Below are 26,560 nucleotides of genomic sequence, written 5' to 3' on the forward strand. Positions count from 1 at the left end.
AGTTTCGGCTGTCATAGCGAAGGGGAAACGCCCGGTCCCATTCCGAACCCGGAAGCTAAGCCCTTCAGCGCCGATGGTACTGCACTGGTGACGGTGTGGGAGAGTAGGACGCAGCCGAACATACTTTGACGGAAAGGCCCCGCACATGAGTGCGGGGCCTTTCTGCATTCTGTGTCCTTTCTGCAGTGTGTGTTCATCGCCGCCTCTGCTTTCCCTCCTGGGATGCCATCGGCACCCCGCACAACGATGGCCCGGCTCACCAGAGCCGGGCCATCGTTGTGTAGTGGATGAGGGGTCGTTCAGGGCTGGCTGGCCCTGGTGACGAAGTCCGCAAGGTCCTTGCTCTGCTGCAGCCGGCTGGGTTCGTGGACGTACATCATGTGGCCCGCCTCGTAGTAGGCGTGCTCGATGTTCAGCGTCAGCGCCTGCGGGACCTGCAGGTGCGCGATGACGTCCTGGGCCGCGAAGTACGGGGTGGCGCCGTCGTGGTAGCCGTAGGCGACGTGCACGCGCAGGTGCGGGTTGGCGCGCATCGCCCGGGCCAGCTTCGGGGCGGCGTTGACGGCACGACCCTCGAACTCCTTGTAGGACCACTCCTCGTGCGCCTTGGCGGAGATCTGCACGTAGGGCAGGTCGTTCTTGTACTCGAGCTCGCTGCGCACGTAGTGGTTCCAGGCTGCGGCATACGGGCCGGCGATGGCGTCGTGGCTGGGGTCGGCGTCGTACGCCTCGGCCAGGGCACTGCCCAAGGGGCCGGTGAACCGGCTGTCGAGGCGGCCGACGGCGAGGCGCTGCTCGCGCAGCAGCTCGGTGAAGAACCGCACGTGCTCGATGCGCAGGTCGGCGCGGTCGACGTAGTCCTCGGTGAGCCCGGTGAGGCGGGCGAGCGTGCTGACGGCCTCCGTGCGCTCGGCGCGGGTGAGCCGGTTGCCGCGTGAGAGCACCCACGGGTAGTCGCGGGCGGCATAGGCCTCGGCCTCGGCGAGCACGCTGCGCAGGCTTCGGCGGCCGTGCTTGCCGTGGTAGTGCGCGACGGCGGCGTAGGTGGGCAGGAAGTTGGCGTACCCGCGGTCCTCCGGCTCGTGCAGCCCGATGGACCCGAGGTCGAGAACGCTGGAGATGAGCATGACCCCGTTGAGGTACATGCCGTGACGGGACTGCAGGTGCTCGGCCAGGGCCGCCGCCCGCAGCGTGCCGTAGGACTCGCCGGCCAGGAACTTCGGCGACATCCAGCGGTTGTGCCGCGTGGTCCACAGGCGGATCAGCTCGCCGACGCTCTCGATGTCGCCGCTGTAGCCGTGGTACTCCTTGGCGGTGCCGCCCTCGACGGCGCGTGAGTAGCCGGTGGACACCGGGTCGATGAAGACGAGGTCGCTCACGGCCAGCAGCGACTGCGCGTTGTCCTCGAGCGCGTAGGGGGGTGCCACCAGCTCACCGACGTCACCCATCACGACCCGACGTGGCCCGAGCAGGCCGAGGTGCAGCCACACCGAGGACGAGCCGGGGCCGCCGTTGAAGGCGAAGGTCACCGGACGGTTCTGCCCCGCCGGCGCGTCGACGACGTAGGCGGTCAGCGACATCTCGGCCTTGGGCTTGAAGCCGGTGAACTTCCCGTCCTCGAAGACCTCGTCGCGCAGCACCACTCGTCCCGTGGTGGCGGTGTAGCGCAGGGTGCGCCGGCCCACCCGGAGGGTGTGCCGGGTGCTGACCACGTCGTCCTCGGGCGGCGCCGGAGTGGTGGTCACGGTGTGGCCGTTCTGCTCGGCGGCCTGCCCGGTGGACGGGGCCGGCGCGGGTCGGGTGTCAGCGGTCTCGTCAGCCATGGCGGCCACCCTAGTGCGGGGCCTCGGCGCCCAGTGCGGACAATGGGGGCATGCGTGTGATCACGGCCAACGTCAACGGGATCCGAGCCTGCGCCCGCCGGGGCGGGGTGCAGTGGCTCGCGGAGCAGGGCGCCGACGTCCTGTGCCTGCAGGAGGTCCGGGCCACCGACGCCCAGCTGTCGCAGGCCCTCGAGGAAGCCGGGCTCGGGGGCTGGCACGTCGCTCACACCGAGGCCGCCGACAAGGGACGGGCCGGCGTCGCGGTCGTCAGCCGGGCAGTGCCTCTGCGCGTGCAGGTGGGGGTGGGGCCGCTGGAGTTCGCCAGCAGCGGCCGCTGGGTGGAGGTCGACCTCGCCAGCCCGGCCGGTGTGGTCACCGTGGTCTCGACGTACGTGCACACCGGCGAGGCGGACACCCCGCGCCAGCTCGAGAAGTACCGCTTCCTCGACGCCATCACCGACCGGCTCGAGGCCTGGGCCGCGGCCGGCTCGCTGGCCGTGGTGACCGGTGACCTCAACGTCGCGCACCGCGAGGACGACCTGAAGAACTGGAAGGGCAACCTCAAGAAGTCAGGCTTCCTCCCGCAGGAGCGGGCCTACTTCGACCGGTGGTTCGAGTTCGGTGAGTGGGTCGACACGCACCGGGAGCTGCACGGCCCCGGCCCTGGTCCCTACACGTGGTGGTCGTGGCGGGGGAAGGCCTTCGACAACGACGCGGGTTGGCGGATCGACTACCAGGTCGCCAGCCGTGCCCTCGCCAAGACGGCGGTGAGCGCGAGCGTGGGCCGCGCCGCCGCCTACGACCAGCGCTGGAGCGACCACGCGGCGGTGACGGTCGACTACGACCTGGGCTGAACGCGGGTCGCGGGTCCGGAGGGCACGGCCTCGAGCACCTGCGGTGCGCCCCAACGGCGGTCGGCGAAGGCGGCGGCGACCGCGTCCGCCACCGCGGCCGACTCGTCCTGGCGCACGAGCGCGATCGCCGACCCGCCGAACCCGCCGCCGGTCATCCGGGCGCCGGCGGCTCCCGCGTGCAGGGCGGTGTCGACGACGGTGTCGAGCTCGGGGCACGACACCTCGTAGTCGTCGCGCAGCGAGACGTGAGAGGCGGTCATCAGCTGGCCGAGGGCGGCAACGTCGCCGCCCCTGAGCGAGTGGGCCGCCCGGCGCACACGCTCGATCTCGGTGACGACGTGGCGAGTGCGGCGCACGAGCACCTCGTCACCGGCCAGCCGTGCCAGCGCGCTCTCGAGCTCGGCGGCCTCCACGTCGCGCAGGGAGGTGACTCCCAGCCTGGCGGCGGCCTCCTCGCAGCTGCCTCGCCGCTGCGCGTACTGGCCGTCGACGAGGGCGTGCGGCGCCCGGGTGTCGACCACCAGGACGGTCCAGCCGTCGGCGCCGATCGACCACGGGACCTGCTCGACGGAGAAGTCGCGGCAGTCGAGCAGCATGACGTGACCGGCGCGGGCACGCAGCGCGGTGGTCTGGTCGAGGCCTCCGGTGCTCGCGCCCGCGACGACGTTCTCCGCGGCGACGCAGACCTCGGCGAGCTCCTCCGGCGCCAGTGACCCCACCTCCTCGACGAGACCTGCCACGGCCGCCGCGACAGAGCACTCCAGGGCCGCTGAGGACGACAACCCGCTGCCCAGGGGCACGTGGCCATCGACGAGCACGTCGAGCCCGGGCAGGTCCAGGCCTCGCTGTCCCAGCGCCCAGAGCACCCCGGCCGCGTAGGCCGCCCAGCCCTGGGGGCAACCGGGGCCGACGTCGTCGAGGGTGCCCTCCCACCCGTCGTCCTGCTGCAGAGAGGCCACCCGGTTGGCGCGGTCCGCGCGGACCCGCGCCGCGGCATACGTGCGGTGGGGGAGCGCCATCGGCAGGCACAGCCCTTGGTTGTAGTCGGTGTGCTCGCCGATGAGGTTGACGCGTCCGGGGGCCGCCCACACGCCGGCCGGCGGCTCACCGAACCGCTGCTCGAACTGCCGGCTGAGGGTGCGCGCCACCTCGTGGGAGTCCGGTGGCGGCAGCCACCGCGCCCGGCCGGGAGCGCTCACGCGGCGACCTCACGCAGCCGGGCGGCGATCCGCTCGGGCGGCACGTCGTTGACCCAGCCGCCGACGCCGGACTCGGACCCCGCGAGGTACTTGAGCTTGCCGGGCGCGCGCAGGACCGACATGACCTGCAGGTGGAGCCGCGAGACGTCACGCCCGACGTGCACGGGCGCCTGGTGCCACCCCGCGATGTACGGCAGGCGGCGAGGCTGGCCGTTGGGGCCGGGGTAGTAGCGATCGAGCCGTCGCAGCAGGTCGAGGTAGACCTCCGCGAGCTCGTCGCGCTCCTCCCCGTTCAGGGCGACGAGGTCGGGGACGTCGCGGTGGGGCGCTAGGTGCACCTCGACCGGCCACCGCGCGGCATACGGCACGTAGGCGCTCCAGTGCTCGCCCTGGAGCACCATCCGCGAGCCGGCGGTGCGCTCCGCGGCGAGGATGTCGGCGCCGAGGAGCCTGCCGGTGCGGTCGTGGTGACGGCGCGCCTCGGTGAGCAGGGACTGGGCACGGGCCGGGACGAACGGGTAGGCGTAGATCTGGCCGTGCGGGTGGTGCAGGGTCACGCCGATCTCCTGCCCGCGGTTCTCGAAGCAGAAGACGTGCTCGACCCCCGGCTGCCGACCGAGCTCCGCCGTCCGGTCGGCCCAGGCCTCGACCACCGTGCGGGCTCGGTAGACCGGCAGCGACGAGAAGCTCGCGTCGTGGTCGCTGGTGAAGCAGACCACCTCACACCGCCCGTGCGCCGGCACGTGCTCGAGGAGCCCGTGTGACGTGGCGGCACCCTCCTCGGCGTGGGGGGAGAAGGAGGGGAAGCGGTTCTCGAAGACGGCAACGTCGTAGTCGGCCTCGGGGATCTCCGACAGCACGGTGCCGCGCCCCGTCGGGCACAGCGGGCACTCGTCCTTCGGCGGCAGGAACGTGCGGTGGAGCCGGTGCCCGGCGATGGCGACCCAGTCGCCGGTGAGCGGGTCACGGCGCAGCTGGCCCGACCGGGCGCGCTCGCCGAGGTCGCGGGTGTCCTCCGCCGTCCGCGGTGCCGAGGCACGGTCGTCGAAGTAGAGGATCTCGCGCCCGTCCGCAAGGCGTCGGCTGGTCCTTCGGATCGTGGGCGCTGTCTGCGTCATGCCGTGCGCTCCTGCGCCCCGGCCGCCTCCGGCAGCGCCGGGGCGAGGACGAGCTCGCCCACGAGGTTCGTCAGGGTGGCGCGGGCCTGCTCGGAGACCCCGCTGTCCGTGACGAGCTGGTCGACCTCGGTCAGCTCGGTGATGGTGCCCAGCCCGACGGTGCCCCACTTGGTGTGGTCGGCCAGCACGCACAGCCGGCGCGCCATCTCGATCATGGCGCGGTTGGTCTCGGCCTCCACGAGGTTGGGGGTGGTCAGGCCGGCCCGGGCGTCCATGCCGTGCACGCCCAGGAAGAGGCGGTCGACGTGCAGCATCCGCAGGGCCGCGACGGCGATCGGACCCACCAGGGCGTCGGACGGCGTGCGCACACCGCCGGTGAGCACGACCGTCTGTCCGGGAGCGCCCGACTCGTGCAGCAGCTGTGCGACCGGGATCGAGTTGGTGACGACCGTGACGTCCGGGACGGAGCGGACCGCGCGTGCGAATGCGAATGTCGTGGTGCCGGCCGAGATGCCGATCGACGCGCCCGGCTCGACCAGCGCGGCGGCTGCCGCGGCGATGGCCTGCTTCTCGCGGGTCATCAGTGCCGACTTCGCGGTGAACCCCGGCTCCTCGCTGCTGCGCCCGCCGACGGCGAGGGCCCCGCCGTGCACGCGCTCGACCAGGCCCTCGCGGGCCAGCTGCTCGATGTCGCGGCGGACCGTCATGTCGGAGACCCCGAGTTGCTGCACGAGGTCGGCGACCCGGACGGCGCCGGACTCGGCGACGAGGGCGACGATGGTGGCGCGGCGCTGGCCGGCGAGCACGGGGTCAGCCCTCCCTCACCACGGCGACGACGCCGGGCGTGGTGGTGTGGTCCGGGGGAGGTGCGGGCATGAACCGAAGCGTGCGACATTTTCGACCATGTGTCAACAAAATCCAACACGGAGGAGGGTTCCCCGCCGGGGACCCGGAGACTGCTGCTCCGCCCCACCTGACACAATGGCGGGCATGTCTGCCCCCACCTCGCCCGCCCGGCTGCCCCGAATCCTCTCCGGGATGCAGCCGACCAGTGACTCGCTCCACCTCGGCAACTACATCGGGGCGCTGGTCAACTGGGTAGGGCTGCAGGAGGGCTTCGACGCCTACTACTTCGTGGCCGACCTGCACGCCCTCACCGTGCCGACCGAGCCGGAGGTGCTGCGCCACCGCACCCGCGTGACCGCGGCGCAGTTCATCGCCGGCGGCGTCGACCCGAAGCGGTCCGCCGTCTTCTGCCAGAGCCACATCACCGAGCACGCCGAGCTCGGCTGGGTCATGAACTGCCTCACCGGGTTCGGCGAGGCCAGCCGCATGACGCAGTTCAAGGACAAGATCGCCAAGGGGCAGAACGCCAACGTCGGCCTGTTCGCCTACCCCATGCTCATGGCCGCCGACATCCTCATGTACGACGCCGACCGGGTGCCGGTCGGCGAGGACCAGCGCCAGCACCTCGAGATCACCCGCGACCTCGCCGAGCGGTTCAACACCCGCTTCGGCGAGACCCTGGTCGTGCCCGAGCCGCACATCCTCAAGGAGTCGGCGAAGATCATGGACCTGCAGGACCCGACGTCGAAGATGAGCAAGACCGGGTCCACCGACCGCGGGGTCATCTGGATGATGGACGAGCCCTCCAAGACGGCCAAGAAGATCCGCTCGGCGGTCACCGACACCGAGGCGGAGGTGCGCTACGACGTCGAGGCCAAGCCCGGTGTGTCCAACCTCCTCGTGATCCACAGCGTGCTGTCGGGGACATCGATCCCCGACCTCGAGCGGCGGTTCGAGGGGCACGGCTACGGGGACCTCAAGAAGGAGGTCGCCGAGGTCGCCGTCGAGGCGATCACGCCCTTCCGCACCAGGATGACCGAGCTGCTCGACGACCCGGCCGAGCTCGAGCGCGCGGTCGCCGACGGCGCGGACCGGGCCCGCGAGGTCGCCCGGGCCACCATGGACCGCGTGCGCGACCGCGTCGGGCTGCTGCCGGCGGCGCGATAGGGTCGCGCCCGTGCCCACGATCGGCGTCAGCATCGCGATCCCCCCGCCGCACGGGGACCTGCTCCAGGCCAAGCGTGCCTCGTTCGGCGACCCGCTGGCGGACTCGATCCCGACCCACGTGACGCTCCTCGGGCCCACCGTCGTGGCCAACAGGGACATGCCCGCGGCCGTGGAGCACCTCGAGGCGGTCAGCGCCATCAGCAGGCCCTTTCCCATGGTGCTGAGGGGCACGGGAACCTTCCGGCCCATCTCGCCGGTCGTGTTCGTCCAGGTCTCCGGCGGGCTCGCCGAGTGCGAGGTGCTCGAGCGTGCGGTGCGGCAGGGCCCGCTGGAGCGGCACCTCGAGTTCTACTACCACCCCCACGTCACGGTGGCGCACCACGTCAGCGAGGAGAACCTCGACCGCGCGTTCACCGAGCTCGCCGACTTCGAGGCGACCTTCGAGGTCGAGGCATTCCACCTCTACGAGCACGGTGCCGACCAGGTCTGGCGCCCCGTCCAGTCCTTCCCCCTCAGGGGGCGGTGAGCCCGCGGCTGCCCCGGGCGGGCGCCCCAGCGGGGTGCGCGCTCAGTGGGTGCGGCCCCTGGTCCCGCTGCTGCGCGTGATGCCGCGCAGGGCGAACAGGCCCACGAGGAGCACGGCGGCAGCCAGAGTGGCGACCCCGACCCACGGGGGCAGGCTGCCGTTCTCCAGGCTCGCGGGGAAGGCCGCCGCCACGTCGCGGTCGGGATCGGCCTCCGTGGGGGCGGGCGGGGCCGTCGGGGTCGCCGCTGCGGATGCCGTGGCGGCAGGCAGCGTGGGTGGCGTCGTCACGGTGCCGGGCTCGACGAGCCGGCCGACGGGCCTCGCGAGGTCGCCGTAGCGGAAGGCCCAGTCGTACATCGCCGCCTGCGGTCGCCAGCTGTGCTCGAGTCCGTACATCTCGGTGAGGATGTACGTCTTCCCGCCCCGGGTGACCGCGGAGATGAAGGTGCGCTTCGCCGCGTTGGTGTAGCCGTTCTTGATGCCGATGGTGCCGTCGTAGTTGTAGAGCAGCCGGTTGTGGTTGGCGATGACGAAGGTGGCGCGCTTGCCGTTCGCGCCCTTGCCGCCGGGAAACTTCATCTGCTTCGTCGTGACGTAGGCGCGGAAGTCGGGCAGCTGCATGGCCGCGCGTCCGATGAGCGCGAGGTCGTAGGCGCTCGAGCTCTGACCGGGGGCGTCGAGGCCCGAGGGGTCGCCGGCCACGGTGTCGTGTGCCCCGAGGTGGCGGGCCTGCTCGTTCATGGCCGCCAGGGTGGCGTCCATGCCGCCTCCGGCACGGGCGAGCGCGTAGGCCGCGTCGTTGCCCGACGACATCAGCAGGGCGCTGAAGAGCTGCCGTCCCGTGTAGGTCTGGCCGGGCAGGATCCCCACCCGGGTGCCGTCGGCGTTCGCGTCCTCCGGCGTGGCCCGGTACGCGCGGTCGGGCTCGACCCGGGGGATCAGCGTCAGCGCCGTGAGCGCCTTCAGCGTGCTCGCCGGCAGCAGGCGCGCATGGGCGGCCTTCGCGGCGATGACCTCACCCGAGTCCATGTCGGCGAGCACCCAGGAGACGTTCTTCAGCTTCGGGGGAGCGGGCACGCCCGGCGGGAGGTCGACGACGGTGCCCATGGAGGACAGCCGCTCGCCACCGACGGACAGCCGTGGGTCGACCGTGGCCTTGGGGACCGGCAGCGTCGGCGTGCTCGGCTTCGGCGTCGGTGCCGCGACGGCGGTCGAGGTCGCCGGGGAGACGACGCCGCCGCCGACTGCCAGCACGAGACCGGCAGCGGCGGCGCAGAGGGTGCGTCGCACGCCCGCTAGAACTTGTTGGTCAGCAGGGCGCGCTTGACCTCTTGGATCGCCTTCGTGACCTCGATGCCGCGGGGACAGGCCTCGGTGCAGTTGAAGGTGGTGCGGCAGCGCCACACGCCCTCCTTGTCGTTGAGGATCTCGAGGCGCTGGGCGGCGCCCTCGTCGCGGCTGTCGAAGATGAAGCGGTGCGCGCCGACGATGGCCTGCGGGCCGAAGTACTGGCCGTCGTTCCAGAAGACCGGGCAGCTGGTGGTGCACGCGGCGCACAGGATGCACTTGGTCGTGTCGTCGAAGCGCTCGCGGTCCTCCTGGCTCTGGATCCGCTCGCGGGTGGGCTCGTTGCCGGTGGTGATGAGGAACGGCATCACGTCGCGGTAGGCCTGGAAGAACGGCTCCATGTCGACGATGAGGTCCTTCTCGACCGGAAGGCCCTTGATCGGCTCGACGGTGATCGGCTTGTCCGGGTTGACGTCCTTGATGAGCGTCTTGCAGGCGAGCCGGTTCCTGCCGTTGATGCGCATGGCGTCGCTGCCGCAGATGCCGTGCGCGCAGGAGCGGCGGAAGCTGAGCGAGCCGTCCTGGTCCCACTTGATCTGGTGCAGCGCGTCGAGCACGCGGTCGGTGGCGTGTGCGGTGACCGTGTAGTCCTCGAAGTGCGGGGCGCTGTCGACCTCGGGGTCGTAGCGCTCGATGCGGAGCGTCACGGTGAAGCTCGGGACGGCTCCCGCCTTCGCCTCGGTCTTCTCTTCCACAGTGGCGGTCATCAGTACTTGCGCTCCATCGGCTGATAGCGGGTCACGGTCACCGGCTTGTAGTCGAGGCGGACCTCGTCTGCGAACCGCGGACCGGACTCGACGTCGGTGACAGGGGCTCGGTAGGCCATCGTGTGGCGCATGAAGTTCACGTCGTCGCGCGCCTCGTAGTCCTCGCGGAAGTGGCCGCCACGGGACTCCTTGCGGGCCAGGGCGCCGAGCGTTATGACCTCGGCCAGCTCGATCAGGAAGCCGAGCTCGATGGCCTCGAGGAGGTCGGTGTTGTAGCGCCGGCCCTTGTCCTGGACGACGACGTTGGCGTACCGCTCCTTGAGCTCGTCGATGACGCCGAGCGCCTCCTTCATCGAGGCCTCGGTGCGGAACACCTGGACGTTGCGGTCCATGGTCTCCTGCAGCTCGCGACGCAGGTCGGCGACGCGCTCGCCGGTGGCCCGACCGCGGATCGACTCCACCATGCCCACGACGAGGGCGTCGGGCTGCTCAGGCAGGTCGACCCAGTCCGCGCCCACCGCGTAGTCCGCGGCGGCGATGCCGGCACGGCGGCCGAAGACGTTGATGTCGAGCAGGCTGTTGGTGCCCAGGCGGTTCGAGCCGTGCACGGACACGCAGGCGACCTCGCCGGCGGCATACAGGCCGGGAACGACGTCGGTGTTGTTGCGCAGCACCTCGGTCTCGACGTTGGTCGGCACGCCGCCCATCGCGTAGTGCGCCGTCGGGTAGACCGGCACCGGCTCGGTGTAGGGCTCGACACCGAGGTAGGTGCGGGCGAACTCGGTGATGTCCGGCAGCTTGGCGTCGATGTGGGCCGGCTCGAGGTGGGTCAGGTCGAGCAGGACGTAGTCCTTGTTCGGCCCGGCGCCGCGGCCCTCGCGCACCTCGTTGGCCATCGAGCGGGCGACGATGTCGCGCGGCGCGAGGTCCTTGATGGTGGGGGCGTAGCGTTCCATGAAGCGCTCGCCGTCGGCGTTGCGCAGGATGCCGCCCTCGCCGCGGGCGGCCTCCGACAGGAGGATGCCCAGGCCGGCCAGGCCGGTCGGGTGGAACTGGAAGAACTCCATGTCCTCGAGCGGGATGCCGCGGCGGAAGACCACGCCCATGCCGTCACCGGTGAGGGTGTGCGCGTTGGAGGTGGTCTTGAAGACCTTGCCCGTGCCGCCGGTGGCGAACACGACGGACTTGGCCTGGAAGACGTGGATCTCGCCGGTCGCCAGCTCGTAGGCGACGACGCCCGCGGTGCGCTGCACGCCGTCCGGGCCCTCGCTCATGAGCAGGTCGAGCACGTAGAACTCGTTGTAGAACTCCACGCCCTGCTTGATGCAGTTCTGGTAGAGCGTCTGCAGGATCATGTGGCCGGTGCGGTCCGCGGCGAAGCAGGAGCGGCGCACCGCGGCCTCGCCGTGGTTGCGGGTGTGCCCGCCGAAGCGGCGCTGGTCGATCCTGCCCTCGGGGGTGCGGTTGAACGGCAGGCCCATCTTCTCGAGGTCGATGACAGCGTCGATCGCCTCGCGGCACATGATCTCGGCAGCGTCCTGGTCGACGAGGTAGTCGCCGCCCTTGACGGTGTCGAAGGTGTGCCACTCCCAGTTGTCCTCCTCGACGTTGGCGAGGGCGGCGCACATGCCGCCCTGGGCCGCGCCGGTGTGGGACCGGGTGGGGTAGAGCTTGGTGAGCACCGCGGTGCGGGTGCGCTTGGAGGACTCCAGCGCGGCGCGCATGCCGGCGCCGCCGGCGCCCACGATGACGACGTCGTACTTGTGCGTCTGCATCAGTGTCCGTTCCTTACTTGCACTGCTCGAGGGTGGAGGCGGGGTCGATGCACGGGTCGAAGGTGAAGATCACCAGGGTGCCGAGCACGAGCACGACCAGGGCGCTCAGCACGAGCAGCGTCTTGAGCACCATGCGGGTGCTGTTCTTCTCCGCGTAGTCGTTGATGATCGTCCGGACGCCGTTGAAGCCGTGCAGCTCGGCGAGCCAGAGCATCAGCATGTCCCAGGTCTGCCAGAACGGGTTGGACCACTTGCCGGCGACGAAGGCGAAGTCGATCTGGTTGATGCCCTCGCCCAGCATCAGGTTGACGAACAGGTGGCCGAAGACGAGGAACAGCAGGAGGACGCCGGACCCGCGCATGAACACCCAGGACCAGAGCTCGAAGTTGCCGCGGCCCTTGGACCGTCGGGCGTAGCGCGACTTCTGCGCGGGGAGGGCGGTGGGCTCGCTCGTGGTTGCAGTCATCAGCTGCCCTTTCAGTGCGAGAAGACGATGCTCAGGTGCCGGATCGCGAAGGGCGCGAAGAGCACGACGAAACCGATGACCACGGCCCAGAACATCTGGCGCTGGAGGCGCGGGCCCCTGGACCAGAAGTCCACCGCCACGATCCGCAGACCGTTGAGCGCGTGGAAGACCACCGCTGCGACGAGGCCGGCCTCGCCGAGACCCACGATCGGGTTCTTGTAGGTCTCCATGATGTCGTTGTAGGCCTCGGGGGAGACCCGCACGAGCGCGGTGTCGAGCACGTGCGCGAAGAGGAAGAGGAAGATGAGCACACCGCTGATCCGGTGGGCCACCCACGACCACATGCCCTCGCGTCCGCGGTAGAGCGTCCCGGTAGCTGACTGGGCCACTGCGCGTCCCTTTCAAGCCGAAGAGTGATGGCGGCGGCCAGCGTCCGTAGCTGGACGACGGCGGCCGTAGTTCGTCGGCCAGATTATCTGTCGGAAAGGTGCGAGCGCTCGGCGGGTCCTGTGAGAAAGGAGACAGATCGGGTTACCCGCCGGTATGCCGTGCGAGGGGAGCTTGGGTCCCCGGCCGGCGTGCCCTACCGTTCGGCGCATGTCCGGCGCAGCCCACGTCCCCGCGTCCCTCGACCGCTTCTGGGCGGTGATCCCCGCAGGAGGGGCGGGTACCCGCCTGTGGCCGCTCTCGCGCGCGGCGTCCCCGAAGTTCCTGCACGACCTCACCGGCGCCGGCCGGTCGCTGCTGCAGGGCACCTGGGACCGGCTCGAGCCGCTGGTGGGTGACCGGGTCGTGGTCGTGACGGGCGCGGCCCACGCCGACGCCGTGCGCGAGCAGCTGCCCGCGCTGCCCGGGGACCAGCTGATGACCGAGCCGTCGCCCCGCGACTCGATGGCCGCGATCGGACTGGCGGCGGCGGTGCTCGAGCGCCGCGACCCCGATGCGATCCTCGGCTCCTTCGCCGCCGACCACGTCATCGCCGACCCCGAGGCCTTCCGCGGCTGCGTCCAGGACGCCATCGACGTCGCCGACGAGGGCTACCTGGTGACGATCGGCATCGAGCCGACCCACCCGGCGACCGGTTTCGGCTACATCAGGATGGGCGAGGCGCTGGGCGACGGTCCTGCCTGCCTGGTCGAGCAGTTCGTGGAGAAGCCGAACACCCGGCGCGCCGCCGAGTACGTCGCCAGCGGCCGCTTCCGCTGGAACGCCGGGATGTTCGTCGTCCGCGCGGCCGTGCTGCTGGACCTGCTGGCGAAGTGGCACCCCGCCCTTGCCTCCGGGTTGCGCGAGATCGCGGCCGACCCCAGCCTCCTCGAGGAGCGCTGGGCCGGCCTGGAGAAGATCGCCATCGACCACGCGGTGGCCGAACCCGCCGCCGACGAGGGCAGGGTCGCCGTGGTGCCGGGCTCGTTCGGCTGGGACGACGTCGGCGACTTCCACTCGCTGGCGACGCTGCTGCCGCGGGCGGCCGAGACGGGAGAGGTCCGCGTGCTGGGTGACGAGGGGCTCGTCCGCGCCCTCGACGCCACCGGCATCGTGGTGCCCGCTGGCGGCCGGCACGTGGCCGTGGTCGGGCTCGAGGACATCGTGGTCGTCGACACCCCGGACGCGGTGCTGGTGACCACCCGGCAGCGCGCCCAGGACGTCAAGGCGATCGTCGACGTGCTCAAGGCGGAGGGCCTCGACGAGCTCGTCTGAGACGCTGCCCCGGAGCGGGCTCCCCGGAGCGGGCTCCCCGGAGCGGGCTCCCCGGAGCGGGCTCAGCTCACGCCGCGTCTGCGGAAGAGCTCGGCCCCTGACGCCACCAGCGCCAGCGCCAGCGCCAGCAGGACCAGCACGGGGGTCGTGGTGATCGCCTCGGCGGGCGCGCGCGGGCTGTGCGCGAACGGAGACAGGCGCATGACGGCCTGCGGCAGCGAGAAGAGCTCGCCGAACTCGCCGAGCAGGAGGAACACCACCAAGGCGGCCCAGGCCAGTGTCCCGAGCCGTCGCGCCGTGCCGAACAGCGCGCCTGCCAGACCCGCGGACACCCACGCGGCGGGTGCCTGCACCAGGCCCGCGGCGACGAGCGACCTCACGGTGCCCGGGACGTCGCCGGTCTGCACGCCCAGGGCGACCCCCGCTGCCAGACCCATGAGCGCCAGCAGCAGGGCCGAGCCGACGAGGGCGATCACCACGTGGCTGGCGTACCAGGTGCGGCGCGCGGTCGCGGTCGCCAGCACCACCTCGCCGTGGCCGGACGCCTCCTCGGACGAGAGCCGCAGGATGGCAGCGATGGCGTAGCAGGAGACGGCCAGCGAGGCGAAGGAGAACTCCACGCTGAGGAAGATGTCGACCAGGGACCCCGAGCCGCCCAGCTTCTCGAGGAGCTCGCGGGTCTCGGGTGTGACCATGTCCTCGACGTTGCGGACGATCGAGCCGAGGACCAGGCCGAGGAAGACCACACCGGCGGCCCACCCCGCCAGCATGGAGCGCTGCAGCCGCCAGGCCAGGCCCCACGGCGACGACAGCAGGCCGGTGGAGCGGGCCCGCCCCGGTCGCGTCGGGATGATGCCCTCTCCGAGGTCGCGGCGGTCCTGGAACGCGAACGCCGCGGCCAGCACGAGCGGGGCGAGCAGCAGCGGGATGAGCAGCACCCACCACCGGTCGCCGGCATACGGCCGAACCTCCACCGGCCAGCCGATCGGCGACAGCCAGCTCAGCGACCGCCCCCACCCCTCACCGGACACGTCCCCCACCCCGCGCATCGCGTAGGACACGCCGATGACGGCCGAGACCGCGCCGGCACACGCCCGCGAGCTCTGGGTGAGCTGGGCGACCAGGGCGGTGACGGCGGTGAAGAAGATCCCGACGACCGCCCAGGTCGCAGCGAAGGCGACGGAGCCGTCCAGCGGCAGGCCGACCGCGGTGTTGCCGATCGCCGTCAGGGTGGCGGTCACGAGAACCGCCGCCACCGACACCGTGACGGCCGAGGTCAGCGTGGCCCGTTTCCCGAGGAGCCCGGCGGTGACGAGCTCGAGGCGGCCGGCCTCCTCGTCGGTGCGGGTGTGCCGGCGCACCAGCGTCATGGCCAGGAAGGCCACGAAGACCGCTCCCATCGTGCCCATCTTCCAGGTGGCGAGGCCGCCGAGGCTGGACGGGTCGTGGATGGGGCCGTACATGAAGCGTGCCGCCGGGGAGGCGTCGGCGGCCAGGGCGGCGGTGCGCCGACCTGCGAGGTCGGGGTACAGGTCGACGGTCGCCGCCACGGAGCTCGCGACCACGAGGGGCAGGATCACCGCCCACAGGGGGATGAGGACGCGGTCGCGGCGCAGGGCCAGGCGCACCATGGTGCCCAGCCCGGCATACGGGCTCATGGCTGTGCCTGCGCGAGGGGTGTGCGTTCCTGCCCGCCCTGGTAGTGCCGCAGGAACAGGTCCTCGAGCGAGGGAGGCCTGCTCACGAGGGAGGTCAGGCCGTGCCGGCCGAGCACCGCAAGGGTCTCGCTCAGTCCCGCAGGTTCCACCGAACAGCGCACCCGGCCGCCCTCGACAAGCAGGTCCTCGACGTCCGGTATCGCCGACAGGTCGTCGCTGATGCCCGCGGGGGAGGAGACCTGGGCGTCGAGGACCGTGCGCGACAGGTGGCGCATGTCCGACAGGGCGCCGGTCTGGACAGCCTTGCCGGCGCGGATGATCGTGACGTGGTCACTCAGGTTCTCGACCTCGGAGAGGATGTGGCTCGAGAGCAGGACGGTGCGTCCCTCGGCCCTCAGCTCGCGCAGCGTGGTGCGGAACACCTGGTCCATCAGCGGGTCCAGTCCCGCCGTGGGCTCGTCCAGCAGGAGGAGCGGTGTGTCGCTCGACAGGGCGGCCACCAGGGCGACCTTCTGCCGGTTGCCCTTGCTGTAGGCGCGGCACTTCATCGTCGGGTCGAGGTCGAGGCGCTCGAGCAGGTCGGCGCGCCGACGTTCGTTGAGCCCGCCGCGGAGCCGGCTGATCAGGTCGATGACCTCGCCGCCGGTGAGGTTCGGCCACAGCGCGACGTCGCCCGGGACGTAGGCGATGCGTCGGTGCAGCTGCGCGGCGTCGGCCCACGGGTCGGCCCCAAGCACAGCGGCGGAGCCGCCGTCGGCGCGCAGCAGACCGAGCAGGATGCGGATGGTCGTCGACTTGCCGGCGCCGTTCGGCCCCAGGAAGCCGTGCACCTCGCCCTCCTCGACGGTGAGGTCGAGGGAGTCCAGGGCCACGGTCGCCCCGAAGGTCTTGCGCAGGCCCCGCGTCTCGATGACTGCGCTCATGCGTCCACGGTACGGCGGCGGTGGCGCGCCGGAGGGGTCTTTTGGGCAGGGCGGCGGCGGGGGTCCCGGCGCCGTCGTGAGATGAGCCACGGGCCGACGACCCGGCCGAGCGGCGGCACTAGGCTCCGCCCCATGGCCGAAGCACAGTCCGCGCAGAGCGAGTCGAACCTCCCCATCCAGCCCGTCTACGACGCCGCGTCGCTCGCGGGCTTCGACCCGGACGAGAAGCTCGGCGCCCCGGGGGCGTACCCGTTCACCCGCGGGGTGTACCCGTCCATGTACACCGGCCGGCCCTGGACGATGCGGCAGTACGCCGGATTCGGCACGGCCAAGGAGTCGAACGAGCGCTACCACGAGCTCGTCAACAACGGCACCGGTGGGCTCTCGGTGGCCTTCGACCTGCCCACCCAGATGGGCTACGACTCCGACGAGGCCATCGCCCACGGCGAGGTCGGCAAGGTCGGCGTCGCGGTCGACTCCATCGACGACATGCGCACGCTGTTCAACGACCTCCCGCTCGACCAGGTGTCGACCTCGATGACCATCAACGCGCCCGCGTCGACGCTGCTGCTGATGTACCAGCTCGTCGCGGAGGAGCAGGGGATCGACGGCACGAAGCTGACCGGCACCATCCAGAACGACGTGCTCAAGGAGTACATCGCGCGCGGCACCTACATCTACCCGCCGAAGGAGTCGCTGCGCCTGATCAGCGACATCTTCGCCTACTGCGCCAAGGAGATGCCGCGCTGGAACACCATCTCCATCAGCGGCTACCACATGGCCGAGGCCGGAGCCACGCCCGCGCAGGAGATCGCGTTCACCCTCGCCAACGCCAAGGAGTACGTGCGCGCGGCCATCGCGGCCGGCCTCGACGTCGACGACTTCGCCCCGCGCCTGTCCTTCTTCTTCGTCGCCCGCACCACGTTGCTGGAGGAGGTGGCGAAGTTCCGCGCCGCCCGCCGCATCTGGGCGCGGATCATGAAGGAGGAGTTCGGCGCGAAGAACCCCAAGTCGCAGATGCTGCGGTTCCACACCCAGACGGCCGGGGTGCAGCTGACGGCCCAGCAGCCCGAGGTGAACCTCGTCCGGGTCGCGCTGCAGGGCCTCGGCGCGGTGCTCGGCGGCACGCAGTCGCTGCACACGAACTCCTACGACGAGGCCATCGCGCTGCCCACGACCAAGGCGGCCCGCCTGGCGCTGCGCACCCAGCAGGTGATCGCCTACGAGACCGACGTGACCAAGACGGTCGACCCGTTCGCCGGCTCCTACGTCGTCGAGTCGATGACCGACGACCTCGAGGCCGCGGCGCTCGGGCTGATCGAGGCGGTCGAGGACCGCGGGGGAGCGGTCGCCGCGATCGAGCAGGGCTTCCAGAAGTCGGAGATCGAGCGCTCGGCCTACCGCATCGCCCTCGAGATCGACCACAAGGAACGCACCGTCGTCGGGGTCAACCGCTTCACCCTCGAGGAGGAGGAGCCCTACGAGCCGCTGCGCGTCGACCCCCAGATCGAGGTCGACCAGTGCGAGCGGCTCGCCGCGCTGCGTGCCGACCGCGACAACGAGGCGGTCGAGCGGGCCCTTGATGCCGTGCGCGAGGCGGCGCGCGGCACCGACAACGTGCTCTACCCGATGAAGGAGGCCCTGCGGCTGCGCGCGACCGGCGGCGAGATCAGCCACGCGCTGCGCGACGTCTGGGGCCTGTACGTGCCGCGCGACAGCTTCTGACCGGACGCACCTTTATCGGGTCACCCGATAGAGGTGCGCCTCACCCGAGGTGGCACCCGGGGTGAAGGGCCTGTTCATCGGGTCGCCCGATAAACAGGCGGCCGGGCAGTGCGTCGTGCGCGGGTACAGTTCGCCCTGAGATGACTGACAACTCCCTGCTGTCCGCGGTCGGCGACAGCATCGACGCGCTCGCGCCCGACCTGGTCGAGCTGCGACGCGACCTGCACGCGCACCCCGAGCTCTCCCGCGAGGAGACCCGCACCACGATGGTGGTGAGCCAGCGGCTCGCCGCGGCGGGGGTCCGCGTCCGACCGCTGGCCGGTACGGGCCTGCTCGCCGACATCGGTGCCGAGCAGCCGGCATACCGGGTCGCGCTGCGCGCCGACCTCGACGCGCTGCCCGTGCGCGAGCGCACGGACCTGGACTGGGCGTCCACCAACTACGGCGTCTGCCATGCCTGCGGCCACGACGTGCACGTCGCCGCCGTGCTCGGCGCCGGGCTGGCGCTGCGCGAGCAGGAGGAGCTGCTGCGCGAGCGCGGCGTCGCCGCGCGCCTGATCTTCCAGCCCGCCGAGGAGGTCATCCCGGGTGGGGCCATCGACGTGCTCGAGCAGGGCGGCATGGACGGCGTCGACGCCGCGTTCGCCGTGCACTGCGACCCCAGCCTCGACGTCGGGAGGGTCGGCCTGCGCGAGGGGCCGATCACGGCGGCCTCGGACCGGGTGACAGTGCACCTCAGCGGCCGGGGCGGCCACACCTCGCGCCCGCACCTCACCGAGGACCTGACCTTCGCCCTCGCCAAGGTGATCACCGAGGTGCCGGCGGTGCTGTCACGGCGCCTCGACCCGCGCTCCGGCCTGGCCCTGGTGTGGGGCGAGGTGCGCGCCGGTCTCGCCAGCAACGTCATCCCGTCCTCGGGCATCGTCGCGGGCACCCTGCGGATGCTCGACGCCGAGGCGTGGAAGAGCGTGGGGCCGCTGTTGGAGCAGGTGGTCCACGCGGTGGTCAGCCCGTATGCCGTGACGGCCCGCCTCGAGCACGTGCCCGGCGTGCCGCCGGTGGTCAACCACCCCGACGCGATCGACGTGCTGCGCCAGGCGTGCCTCGGCGGGGGGCTCGAGCCCGTGCCCACGCCGCAGTCGCTGGGCGGGGAGGACTTCGCCTGGTACCTCGCCTCCGTGCCGGGTGCCATGGCCCGGCTCGGCACCAGGACGCCCGGGGGACGGACCTACGACCTGCACCAGGGCGACCTCGTCGTCGACGAGGGTTCGGTGGCCGCCGGCGCCAAGCTGCTGGCGGGCGCGGTGGTCGCGGACGTCATCAAGGCGACCGCCTCCGGAAGCCCGACAGTCGCGGATTCGTAACAGTTCGGGACGGTTTCCCGAAGGCGTCCCGGGTCTCACGGTGCGGACGGCTATTGTCCTGACGCGGGAGTGCACTCTGCGCCCCCTCCCCAAGTACTAGAACAGGAGACAGCCTTGCGTCACACGATGAAGGTTGCGGCGGTGATGTCGGCGGCGGCGCTGGCACTTGCCGCCTGTGGTGACTCTGGCGAGACCAGCGGTGGCGGCGGCGCCACCACGTCTGCGGCAGGTAAGAGCGACATCAAGGTCGGCATGGCCTACGACGTGGGCGGTCGTGGTGACCAGTCGTTCAACGATGCCGCCGCGGCGGGCCTCGACAAGGCCAAGGCCGAGTTCGGCATCGAGGCCAAGGAGGCCACGGCCGTCGACAAGGAGCCGGAGTCCGCTCGCGAGGAGCGCCTGCAGCAGCTCATCGACGCCGGCTACACCCACGTGGTGGCCGTTGGCTTCGCCTACGCGCCGGCCGTGACCAAGGTCGCCAAGGCCAACCCGGACGTGAAGTTCGCGCTCGTCGACTCCACCGACGCCAAGGGCGACAACATCAGCAACCTGACCTTCGCCGAGCAGGAGGGCTCCTTCCTCGTCGGTGCGGCTGCCGCCCTGAAGTCCAAGGCCAACCACGTCGGCTTCGTCGGCGGTGTCAACACCGACCTCATCAAGAAGTTCGAGGCGGGCTTCATCACCGGCGCCAAGGCGGTCAACAAGGACATCAAGGTCGACGTGACCTACCTGACCCAGCCGCCGGACTTCTCCGGCTTCGCCGACCCGGCGAAGGGCAAGACCGCTTCCGAGGGCATGTACCAGAGCGGCGCCGACGTCGTCTACCACGCCGCCGGTGGCTCCGGTGGTGGCGTCTTCACCGCCGCCAAGGCTGCGAACGCGATGGCCATCGGTGTCGACTCCGACCAGGCGCTCACCGCTTCGGCCGACGTCAAGGACGTGATCATCACCTCGATGATCAAGAAGGTCGACGTCGCGGTCTACGACTTCATCAAGAGCGAGGTCGACGGCCAGTTCAAGGCGGGCGTGCAGGTCTTCGACCTCAAGTCCGGCGGTGTCGACTACTCCACCACCGGTGGCAAGATCGACGACATCAAGTCCAAGCTCGACGACTACAAGCAGCAGATCATCGACGGGAAGATCACCGTTCCCACCAAGCCCTGACACAGGGTGAGAGACACGGCCCGGGCGGCGCGGTAGCGTGCCACCCGGGCCGTGTCGTGCCCCGCAGAACGACCGCCCGCACCGCAGCGGGCCCAGACCAGGAGTGTGCGCCATCACTGCCTCCGCACCGCAAGCCCCCCCGGCGGCCGGAACAGACCTTGCCGTCGAGCTCGAGGGAATCACCAAGCGGTTCCCCGGCGTCGTCGCCAACAAGGACATCACCTTCTCCGTGCGCCGCGGCACGGTCCACGCGATCGTGGGGGAGAACGGCGCCGGCAAGTCGACCCTGATGAAGATCCTCTACGGCGTCCAGCGACCGGACGAGGGGACCATCAAGGTGGGCGGGCAGGTCGTGAACCTGCACTCGCCCTCGGATGCCATCAAGGCCGGCATCGGCATGGTGTTCCAGCACTTCATGCTCGCCGACAACCTCACGGTGCTCGAGAACGTCGTGCTCGGCGCTGAGAAGCTGCACGGCATCGGCGACGAGGCGCGGGCGGAGATCCGGCGGATCTCCGACGACTACGGCCTCGACATCGACCCCGACGAGCTGGTCGAGAACCTCGGTGTCGGCCACCGCCAGCGGGTCGAGATCCTCAAGGTGCTCTACCGCGGTGCCAAGACCCTCATCCTCGACGAGCCCACGGCCGTGCTGGTGCCCCAGGAGGTCGACGAGCTCTTCGACAACCTGCGCGAGCTCAAGAAGGAGGGCCTGACGGTCCTCTTCATCTCGCACAAGCTCGACGAGGTGCTCAGCGTCGCCGACCGCATCACCGTGATCCGTCGCGGCACCACCATCGACACCGTCGACCCCAAGAGCGTCGACGCCCGCCAGCTGGCCGAGCTCATGGTCGGCTCCGAGCTCCCCTCGCCCAGCACGGAGGAGTCGACGGTCACCGACCGCGTCGTCCTGCGGGTCGAGGATCTCGTGCTGCAGGGCCTCACGGGTCGCCCCGTGCTCGACGGCATCTCCTTCACCATCCACGCGGGCGAGGTGCTCGGCATCGCGGGCGTCGAGGGCAACGGCCAGGCCGAGCTCGTCGAGGTCATCATGGGGATGCGCGAGCCCACCTCGGGCCTGGTCTTCCTCGGCGACACCGACATCTCCTCGTGGAACACCCGCGAGATCCGCGAGGCGGGCGTCGGGTACATCCCCGAGGACCGCCAGCGCCACGCGCTCCTCCTCCAGGCGCCCCTCTGGGAGAACCGCATGCTCGGCCACCAGACCGAGGACCCCAACGTCCGCGGCCAGCTGATCAACGCGGCCGGGGCCAAGGCCGACACCGAGCGCATCGTCAAGGAGTACGACGTGCGCACGCCGTCGATCACCGTGACCGCCGGCTCGCTCTCGGGCGGAAACCAGCAGAAGCTCATCGTCGGCCGCGAGATGAGCCACAAGCCGAAGGTGCTCGTCGCCGCCCACCCCACCCGCGGCGTCGACGTGGGCGCCCAGGCCGTCATCTGGGACCTCATGCGCGAGGCTCGCCGCGAGGGCCTTGCCGTGCTCCTCATCTCGGCCGACCTCGAGGAGCTCATCGGCCTCTCCGACAGCATCCGGGTGATCCTGCGCGGCCGCCTGTCGGGCGAGTTCGACCCCGACCAGGTCACGTCCGAGGACCTCGGCGCGGCCATGACCGGCGCCGGCGAACGGGCGGCGGGCGAGGGCACGACGCCGTCGACCGGTGACCCGGCCACCCGGCATACCGGCAGTGACGACGGGGGAGTGACCCGATGACCGCGCTGAACCCACGGCGGATCGTGCTCACCCTCGCCGGGCCGGTCCTGGCGCTCCTCGTGGCCTTCGTGGTCACCTCGCTCGTGCTCGTCGCGGTCGGTGACCCGGTGGGCGACGTGTGGAGCACGCTGCTCGCGAAGCCGCTGCCGCGCCAGATGGTCAACATCGTCAACGCGGCGAGCGTCTTCTACCTCTCGGCCATCGCGGTCGCCATCGGCTTCCGGATGAACCTGTTCAACATCGGTGTGGACGGCCAGTACCGCGTGGCGGTGTTCGCCGCCGCCGTCTTCGCCGGCCAGGCGTGGCTGCCCGGAATCCTCAACGTCATCGTGGCCATCCTCATCGCCATCCTGTGCGGCGGCCTGTGGGCCGGCATCGCAGCCTGGCTGAAGGTCAAGCGCGGCGTCTCCGAGGTCATCTCGACGATCATGCTCAACGCGATCGCGACCGGTCTGGTGAGCTGGCTGCTCGGCAAGGTCCGCGACACCAGCGGGTCGGGCAGCAACGTCACCAACACCAGGGAGATCCCCGACTCCTCCAAGCTCGAGGGCCTGGCTCTCATCCCGGGCGCGACCAACAAGGTCTACACGCTGATCCTGCTGGCGGCGCTCGTCGGCTTCCTCTACTGGTTCGTTCTCGGCAAGACCCGCTTCGGCTACGACCTGCGCGCGACCGGCATGTCCGAGACCGCCGCCGTCGCCAGCGGCGTGAAGGTGCCGCGCATGGTCATCAGCGCCATGCTGCTCTCGGGTGGCGTGGCCGGCCTGGTCGGCATGCCGCTGCTGTTCGGCCAGGACTTCTCCTACGGCACGACCTTCCAGGCGGGGCTGGGCTTCTCGGGCATCGCGATCGCGCTGCTCGGGCGCAACAACCCCATCGGCATCGCGTTCGCCGCGCTGCTGTGGGCCTACCTCGAGCAGCAGTCGAACGGCCTGCAGATCAAGGCCGACGTCTCGCCGGAGCTCGTCAACATCATCCAGGGAGTCATCCTGTTCGCCGTCGTCATCGCCTACGAGCTGATCCGCCGGGCTGACATCCGACTCGAGCAGGCTCGGGTCGCCAGGGAGCTGGCAGCCCAGCGAGGCCACGCGCCCGTCGAGGAAGGAGCGAAGGCATGAGCGCCGCCGGACTCTCTGTCGGCACCCAGACCGCCCCGGCGGCGCCGCCCACCAAGCGGCGGCACCTGAGCCCGGCCCGGATCGCGCTCTACGCGGCGGCCGTGGTGCTGGTCGTCTCGATCCTGCGCGTCGTCACCGGCGCCAACGACATCGCCTCCTCGGGTGCGATCGCGGCGGCCATCGGTCTCGCCGTACCGATCGGCCTCGCCGGTCTCGGTGGCCTCTGGTCTGAGCGGGCCGGCGTGGTCAACATCGGTCTCGAGGGCATGATGATCCTCGGCACCTGGGGCGCGGCCTTCTGCGCCGTCGAGTGGGGCGCCTGGGCCGGCATCGTCGGCGGCATCATCGGTGGCATCCTCGGCGGTGTCATCCACGCGGTGGCCACGGTCGTGTTCGGCGTCGACCACATCGTCTCCGGTGTGGCGCTCAACATCATCGGTGCCGGCTTGGCGAAGTACCTCGCGGCGCGGTTCTTCACCGGGATGGAGGGCGGCGGCCCCACGCAGTCCCCGCCGCTGCCGAACCTTCCCACGGTCTCGCTGCCCGGCATCTCCGACGCGCTGGGGGAGATCGAGCAGCAGCACATCTTCTTCATCTCCGACCTGGCCGGCATCATCCGTGGCTTCGTCACCAACGTCTCGGTGCTGACGATCATCGCCGTGCTGCTGTTCGTCGCCACGGCGTGGATCCTGTGGCGCTCGGCGTTCGGCCTGCGGCTGCGCTCCTGTGGCGAGTCGCCCGTGGCGGCCGAGAGCCTCGGCATCAACGTCTACCGGTACAAGTTCCTCGCCGTGCTCATCTCCGGTGGCCTCGCCGGCCTCGGTGGCGGGTTCCTCTCGCTCGTGGCGGCCAACGTCTACCGGGACGGCCAGACCGGTGGCCGCGGGTACATCGGCCTCGCGGCGATGATCTTCGGCAACTGGCGTCCGGGCGGACTGCTGGCCGGTGCCGGGCTGTTCGGCTACACCGACGCCATCCAGCTGCGCGGCGGCGGCACCACCGTCCATGCCCTGCTGCTGCTCCTGGCCGTGGTGCTGCTGGCCATCGGTGTCTGGCAGATCGTCCGCAACAAGCGGATGATCCAGGGCACACTCGCCATCGTCACCGCTGTGCTGACGGGGGTGTGGTACGCCACGACCGAGACGGTGCCCGGCGAGCTGGTGGGCATGACGCCGTACCTGACCACGTTGCTGGTGCTCGCGTTCGCGTCGCAGAGGCTTCGTATGCCGGCCGCGGACGGCCAGATCTACCGCAAGGGCGAGGGCCACTAGTGGCGCAGCCCGAGGTGGACTGGGCAGCGCTCCAGGCAGAGGCGGTGGCCGTCATGCGCAAGGCCTACGCGCCCTACTCGAAGTTCCCCGTGGGCGTGGCCGGTCTCGTCGACGACGGCCGTGTCGTCAAAGGCTGCAACGTCGAGAACGCGGCCTACGGCGTGGGGCTGTGCGCCGAGTGCGGCATGGTCTCGCACCTGCACGCGAGCGGCGGCGGCCGGCTGGTCGCCGTCGCCTGCGTCGGCGGTGACGGGGAGGCCCTCATGCCGTGCGGTCGCTGCCGTCAGCTGCTGTGGGAGAACGGCGGGCCGCAGTGCCTGCTGCTGACCCCGCAGGGGGTGCTGCCCATGAGCGAGGTGCTGCCGCAAGCATTCGGGCCGGCCGACCTCGACGCCGCGGCGGCACGCGGCCAGCACTGACCTCCGCCCCACTCAGCAGAGATTGCTGCCCGCTGGGTATGCAGCAACCCGCCCTGACGGCAGCAACTGCTGCTAGCAGAGGTTGCTGCAGGGGGAGTCGCGGGTCAGGAGGCCTTGCGGGAGGGGCGCCAGCGGGCGGGGTCGCCTGAGCGCTCGGCCGCCTCGGCGGCCTTGGCGATGTTGCGCTGCATGCCTCCGAACACGATGCCGTGGAAGGGGTAGACGGCCGCCCAGTAGAGGTGGCCGGCCAGGCCGCGCGGGTGGAACAGCGCGCGCTGGCGGAAGACGGTGCGACCCCGGTCGTCCTCCTCGACGATGAGCTCGAGCCACGCCAGGCCGGGCAGGCGCATCTCGGCCCGCAGCCGGAGCAGGTGCAGGTCCTCGATCTCCTCGACCCGCCACCAGTCGAGGGCGTCGCCGACCGCGAGGTCCTGGGGGTGGCGCCGCCCCCGCCGCAGGCCCGGGCCGCCGAAGAGGCGGTCCATGACCCCGCGGGCGACCCACCCGAGCCGCCAGGAGTACCAGCCGTTGTCGCCGCCGATGCCCTCGATGACCGCCCAGAGGGACCGGGGGCTCGCCTGCACGACCGAGGACCGGTCGTCGGTGTAGAGCGAACCGCCCGACCAGTCGGGGTCGCTGGGCAGCGGGTCGCTCGGCGCCCCGATGGTCGCCGCGGACGACCACCGGGTCGCCACGTCGGAGTCGCGGATCTTGGCCAGGGCCAGCTCGACGGCGCGCTCGAAACCGGCCAGGCCTGCTGGCGGGTCCGGCACGTAGGCCTCGATGTCGTGCTCCTCGCAGACGACGTCGTGGACCAGGGAGTCGACCAGGGGCCGGGCGATGCTGTTCGGCACCGGGGTCACCAGCCCGACCCAGTGGCTCGACAGCGAGGGGCTGAGCAGGGGCGTCGGGATGATGCGGCGCGGCGCGAGGCCGGCCACCGCGGCATACCGCTGCATCATGTCGCGGTAGGTCAGCACGTCCGGGCCGCCGATGTCGAAGGCGCGGTTCACCTCCGGTGGCATCGACGCCGAGCCGACGAGGTAGTGCAGGACGTCACGCACCGCGATCGGCTGGATCCGGCTGCCCAGCCACTTCGGCGTGACCATCACCGGCAGCCGCTCGGTGAGGTAGCGCAGCATCTCGAACGAGGCCGATCCCGAGCCCAGGATCACCGCGGCCTGGAGCACGGTTGTGGGAACCCCGCTGGCGAGGAGGATGTCACCGACCTCCTTGCGGGAGGCGAGGTGGTCCGAGAGCCGCTCGCCCTCGGGGTACAGGCCCCCGAGGTAGACGATCCGGGAGACGGACGCCTTGCGGGCGGCCTCACCGAAGACGCGTGCGGTGTGCCGGTCGCGCGCCGCGAAGTCGCGCCCCGTGCCGAGCGAGTGGATGAGGTAGTAGGCGACGTCGACCCCCTCCATCGCGGCCGCCAGGGACTCCGCGTCGGACGCGTCGCCCTTGACCACCTCGACGCCGTCGGCCCCGCGCCAGGGCTGGTCGCGCAGCCGCTCAGGGTGGCGCGCGAGGGCGCGCACGGCATACCCGGCCTTGAGCAGCTCGGGGACGAGGCGGCCACCGATGTAGCCGGTGACGCCGGTGACGAGCACGAGCCGTGGCGTGGAAGGCATGCCGTCAAGTCTGCGCCACCCTC

Annotated in this window: 23 protein-coding genes and 1 rRNA gene; 12 read left to right on the plus strand and 12 right to left on the minus strand. The window is 71.1% G+C overall.

The features are described from left to right. Positions 1-3: 3 nt before the first annotated feature. A 5S ribosomal RNA gene (gene rrf / locus P0Y31_RS18045) occupies positions 4-120 on the plus strand. A gap of 179 nt (positions 121-299) precedes the next feature. On the opposite strand, the gene P0Y31_RS18050 is transcribed toward rrf, so the two are convergent. Then, positions 300-1,823, minus strand: coding sequence for a peptidase S10 (locus P0Y31_RS18050; RefSeq protein ID WP_275871955.1), 1,524 nt, complete (start codon positions 1,821-1,823; stop codon positions 300-302). A 50-nt stretch (positions 1,824-1,873) separates the two neighbouring features. On the opposite strand from P0Y31_RS18050, the gene P0Y31_RS18055 reads away from it, so the two are divergent. After that, positions 1,874-2,677, plus strand: coding sequence for an exodeoxyribonuclease III (locus tag P0Y31_RS18055; protein ID WP_275871956.1), 804 nt, complete (start codon positions 1,874-1,876; stop codon positions 2,675-2,677). Here the strand turns inward: P0Y31_RS18055 and galK are convergent. From galK to P0Y31_RS18070, 3 genes are read right to left on the minus strand one after another with little or no spacing between them, the layout of a single operon-like run. After that, on the minus strand, positions 2,662-3,876 hold the full coding sequence (gene galK, locus P0Y31_RS18060) for a galactokinase (protein ID WP_345803651.1): 1,215 nt from the start codon (positions 3,874-3,876) through the stop codon (positions 2,662-2,664). The two genes, P0Y31_RS18055 and galK, sit on opposite strands and share 16 nt — an antisense overlap. Continuing rightward, positions 3,873-4,994 (minus strand): galactose-1-phosphate uridylyltransferase, encoded by a 1,122-nt coding sequence (galT, locus tag P0Y31_RS18065; protein ID WP_275871958.1) that lies wholly within the window; start codon positions 4,992-4,994, stop codon positions 3,873-3,875. The genes galK and galT overlap by 4 nt, the downstream gene beginning before the upstream one ends. Next, positions 4,991-5,800 carry a DeoR/GlpR family DNA-binding transcription regulator gene (locus P0Y31_RS18070; RefSeq protein WP_275871961.1) on the minus strand — a complete coding sequence of 270 codons (810 nt, stop codon included), beginning with the start codon at positions 5,798-5,800 and terminating at the stop codon, positions 4,991-4,993. Before P0Y31_RS18070 ends, galT begins: the two co-directional genes overlap by 4 nt. A 175-nt stretch (positions 5,801-5,975) precedes the next feature. Here P0Y31_RS18070 and trpS point away from each other — a divergent pair, with 175 nt between their 5' ends. Both trpS and P0Y31_RS18080 read left to right on the plus strand, forming a co-directional pair. Continuing rightward, positions 5,976-7,007 (plus strand): tryptophan--tRNA ligase, encoded by a 1,032-nt coding sequence (gene trpS / locus P0Y31_RS18075; protein WP_275871963.1) that lies wholly within the window; start codon positions 5,976-5,978, stop codon positions 7,005-7,007. Positions 7,008-7,017: 10 nt separating this feature from the next. Next, a complete protein-coding gene (locus P0Y31_RS18080) occupies positions 7,018-7,533 on the plus strand; it encodes a 2'-5' RNA ligase family protein (RefSeq protein WP_275810175.1) in 516 nt (171 codons plus the stop codon). Positions 7,534-7,575: 42 nt separating this feature from the next. On the opposite strand, the gene P0Y31_RS18085 is transcribed toward P0Y31_RS18080, so the two are convergent. The 5 genes from P0Y31_RS18085 to sdhC are packed head-to-tail and all read right to left on the minus strand — an operon-like array spanning position 7,576 to position 12,217. Beyond that, positions 7,576-8,823, minus strand: a complete 1,248-nt coding sequence (locus tag P0Y31_RS18085) for a hypothetical protein (protein WP_275871965.1) — start codon at positions 8,821-8,823, stop codon at positions 7,576-7,578. 5 nt (positions 8,824-8,828) lie between these two features. Further along, positions 8,829-9,587, minus strand: coding sequence for a succinate dehydrogenase iron-sulfur subunit (locus tag P0Y31_RS18090; protein ID WP_275871967.1), 759 nt, complete (start codon positions 9,585-9,587; stop codon positions 8,829-8,831). After that, positions 9,587-11,362: a succinate dehydrogenase flavoprotein subunit gene (gene sdhA, locus P0Y31_RS18095; protein WP_275871970.1), complete on the minus strand. Its 1,776-nt coding sequence runs from the start codon at positions 11,360-11,362 to the stop codon at positions 9,587-9,589. Before sdhA ends, P0Y31_RS18090 begins: the two co-directional genes overlap by 1 nt. A 13-nt stretch (positions 11,363-11,375) precedes the next feature. Continuing rightward, a complete protein-coding gene (locus P0Y31_RS18100) occupies positions 11,376-11,828 on the minus strand; it encodes a succinate dehydrogenase hydrophobic membrane anchor subunit (RefSeq protein ID WP_275810166.1) in 453 nt (150 codons plus the stop codon). A gap of 11 nt (positions 11,829-11,839) precedes the next feature. Next, entirely contained in the window at positions 11,840-12,217 is a 378-nt protein-coding gene (gene sdhC, locus P0Y31_RS18105) for a succinate dehydrogenase, cytochrome b556 subunit (protein ID WP_275871972.1), read from the minus strand. A gap of 208 nt (positions 12,218-12,425) precedes the next feature. Here sdhC and P0Y31_RS18110 point away from each other — a divergent pair, with 208 nt between their 5' ends. Beyond that, positions 12,426-13,529, plus strand: a complete 1,104-nt coding sequence (locus P0Y31_RS18110) for a mannose-1-phosphate guanylyltransferase (protein ID WP_275871974.1) — start codon at positions 12,426-12,428, stop codon at positions 13,527-13,529. Positions 13,530-13,591: 62 nt separating this feature from the next. On the opposite strand, the gene P0Y31_RS18115 is transcribed toward P0Y31_RS18110, so the two are convergent. Both P0Y31_RS18115 and P0Y31_RS18120 read right to left on the minus strand, forming a co-directional pair. Then, entirely contained in the window at positions 13,592-15,187 is a 1,596-nt protein-coding gene (locus P0Y31_RS18115; protein WP_275871975.1) for a polyketide antibiotic transporter, read from the minus strand. After that, positions 15,184-16,110, minus strand: a complete 927-nt coding sequence (locus P0Y31_RS18120) for an ABC transporter ATP-binding protein (protein WP_275871977.1) — start codon at positions 16,108-16,110, stop codon at positions 15,184-15,186. The genes P0Y31_RS18115 and P0Y31_RS18120 overlap by 4 nt, the downstream gene beginning before the upstream one ends. A gap of 132 nt (positions 16,111-16,242) precedes the next feature. On the opposite strand from P0Y31_RS18120, the gene P0Y31_RS18125 reads away from it, so the two are divergent. From P0Y31_RS18125 to P0Y31_RS18155, 7 genes are all read left to right on the plus strand, one after another. After that, a complete protein-coding gene (locus tag P0Y31_RS18125) occupies positions 16,243-17,835 on the plus strand; it encodes a methylmalonyl-CoA mutase family protein (protein WP_275871979.1) in 1,593 nt (530 codons plus the stop codon). A 140-nt stretch (positions 17,836-17,975) separates the two neighbouring features. Further along, complete coding sequence (locus P0Y31_RS18130; RefSeq protein ID WP_275871981.1) at positions 17,976-19,199, plus strand: amidohydrolase; 1,224 nt, start codon at positions 17,976-17,978, stop codon at positions 19,197-19,199. Positions 19,200-19,325: 126 nt separating this feature from the next. Continuing rightward, entirely contained in the window at positions 19,326-20,363 is a 1,038-nt protein-coding gene (locus P0Y31_RS18135) for a BMP family ABC transporter substrate-binding protein (protein WP_275871983.1), read from the plus strand. 103 nt (positions 20,364-20,466) lie between these two features. Continuing rightward, positions 20,467-22,098 (plus strand): ABC transporter ATP-binding protein, encoded by a 1,632-nt coding sequence (locus P0Y31_RS18140; RefSeq protein ID WP_275871984.1) that lies wholly within the window; start codon positions 20,467-20,469, stop codon positions 22,096-22,098. Next, positions 22,095-23,216 carry an ABC transporter permease gene (locus P0Y31_RS18145; RefSeq protein WP_275810138.1) on the plus strand — a complete coding sequence of 374 codons (1,122 nt, stop codon included), beginning with the start codon at positions 22,095-22,097 and terminating at the stop codon, positions 23,214-23,216. The genes P0Y31_RS18140 and P0Y31_RS18145 overlap by 4 nt, the downstream gene beginning before the upstream one ends. After that, positions 23,213-24,487 (plus strand): ABC transporter permease, encoded by a 1,275-nt coding sequence (locus P0Y31_RS18150; RefSeq protein WP_275871985.1) that lies wholly within the window; start codon positions 23,213-23,215, stop codon positions 24,485-24,487. Before P0Y31_RS18145 ends, P0Y31_RS18150 begins: the two co-directional genes overlap by 4 nt. Beyond that, complete coding sequence (locus P0Y31_RS18155) at positions 24,487-24,906, plus strand: cytidine deaminase (protein WP_275871986.1); 420 nt, start codon at positions 24,487-24,489, stop codon at positions 24,904-24,906. The genes P0Y31_RS18150 and P0Y31_RS18155 overlap by 1 nt, the downstream gene beginning before the upstream one ends. 104 nt (positions 24,907-25,010) lie before the next feature. Here the strand turns inward: P0Y31_RS18155 and P0Y31_RS18160 are convergent, their stop codons facing one another. After that, a complete protein-coding gene (locus P0Y31_RS18160) occupies positions 25,011-26,537 on the minus strand; it encodes an SDR family oxidoreductase (RefSeq protein WP_275871987.1) in 1,527 nt (508 codons plus the stop codon). Between the last annotated feature and the right edge of the window lie 23 nt (positions 26,538-26,560).

The sequence above is a fragment of the Knoellia sp. 3-2P3 genome, assembly GCF_029223115.1.
In the GTDB taxonomy this organism is placed as follows: domain Bacteria; phylum Actinomycetota; class Actinomycetes; order Actinomycetales; family Dermatophilaceae; genus Pedococcus_A.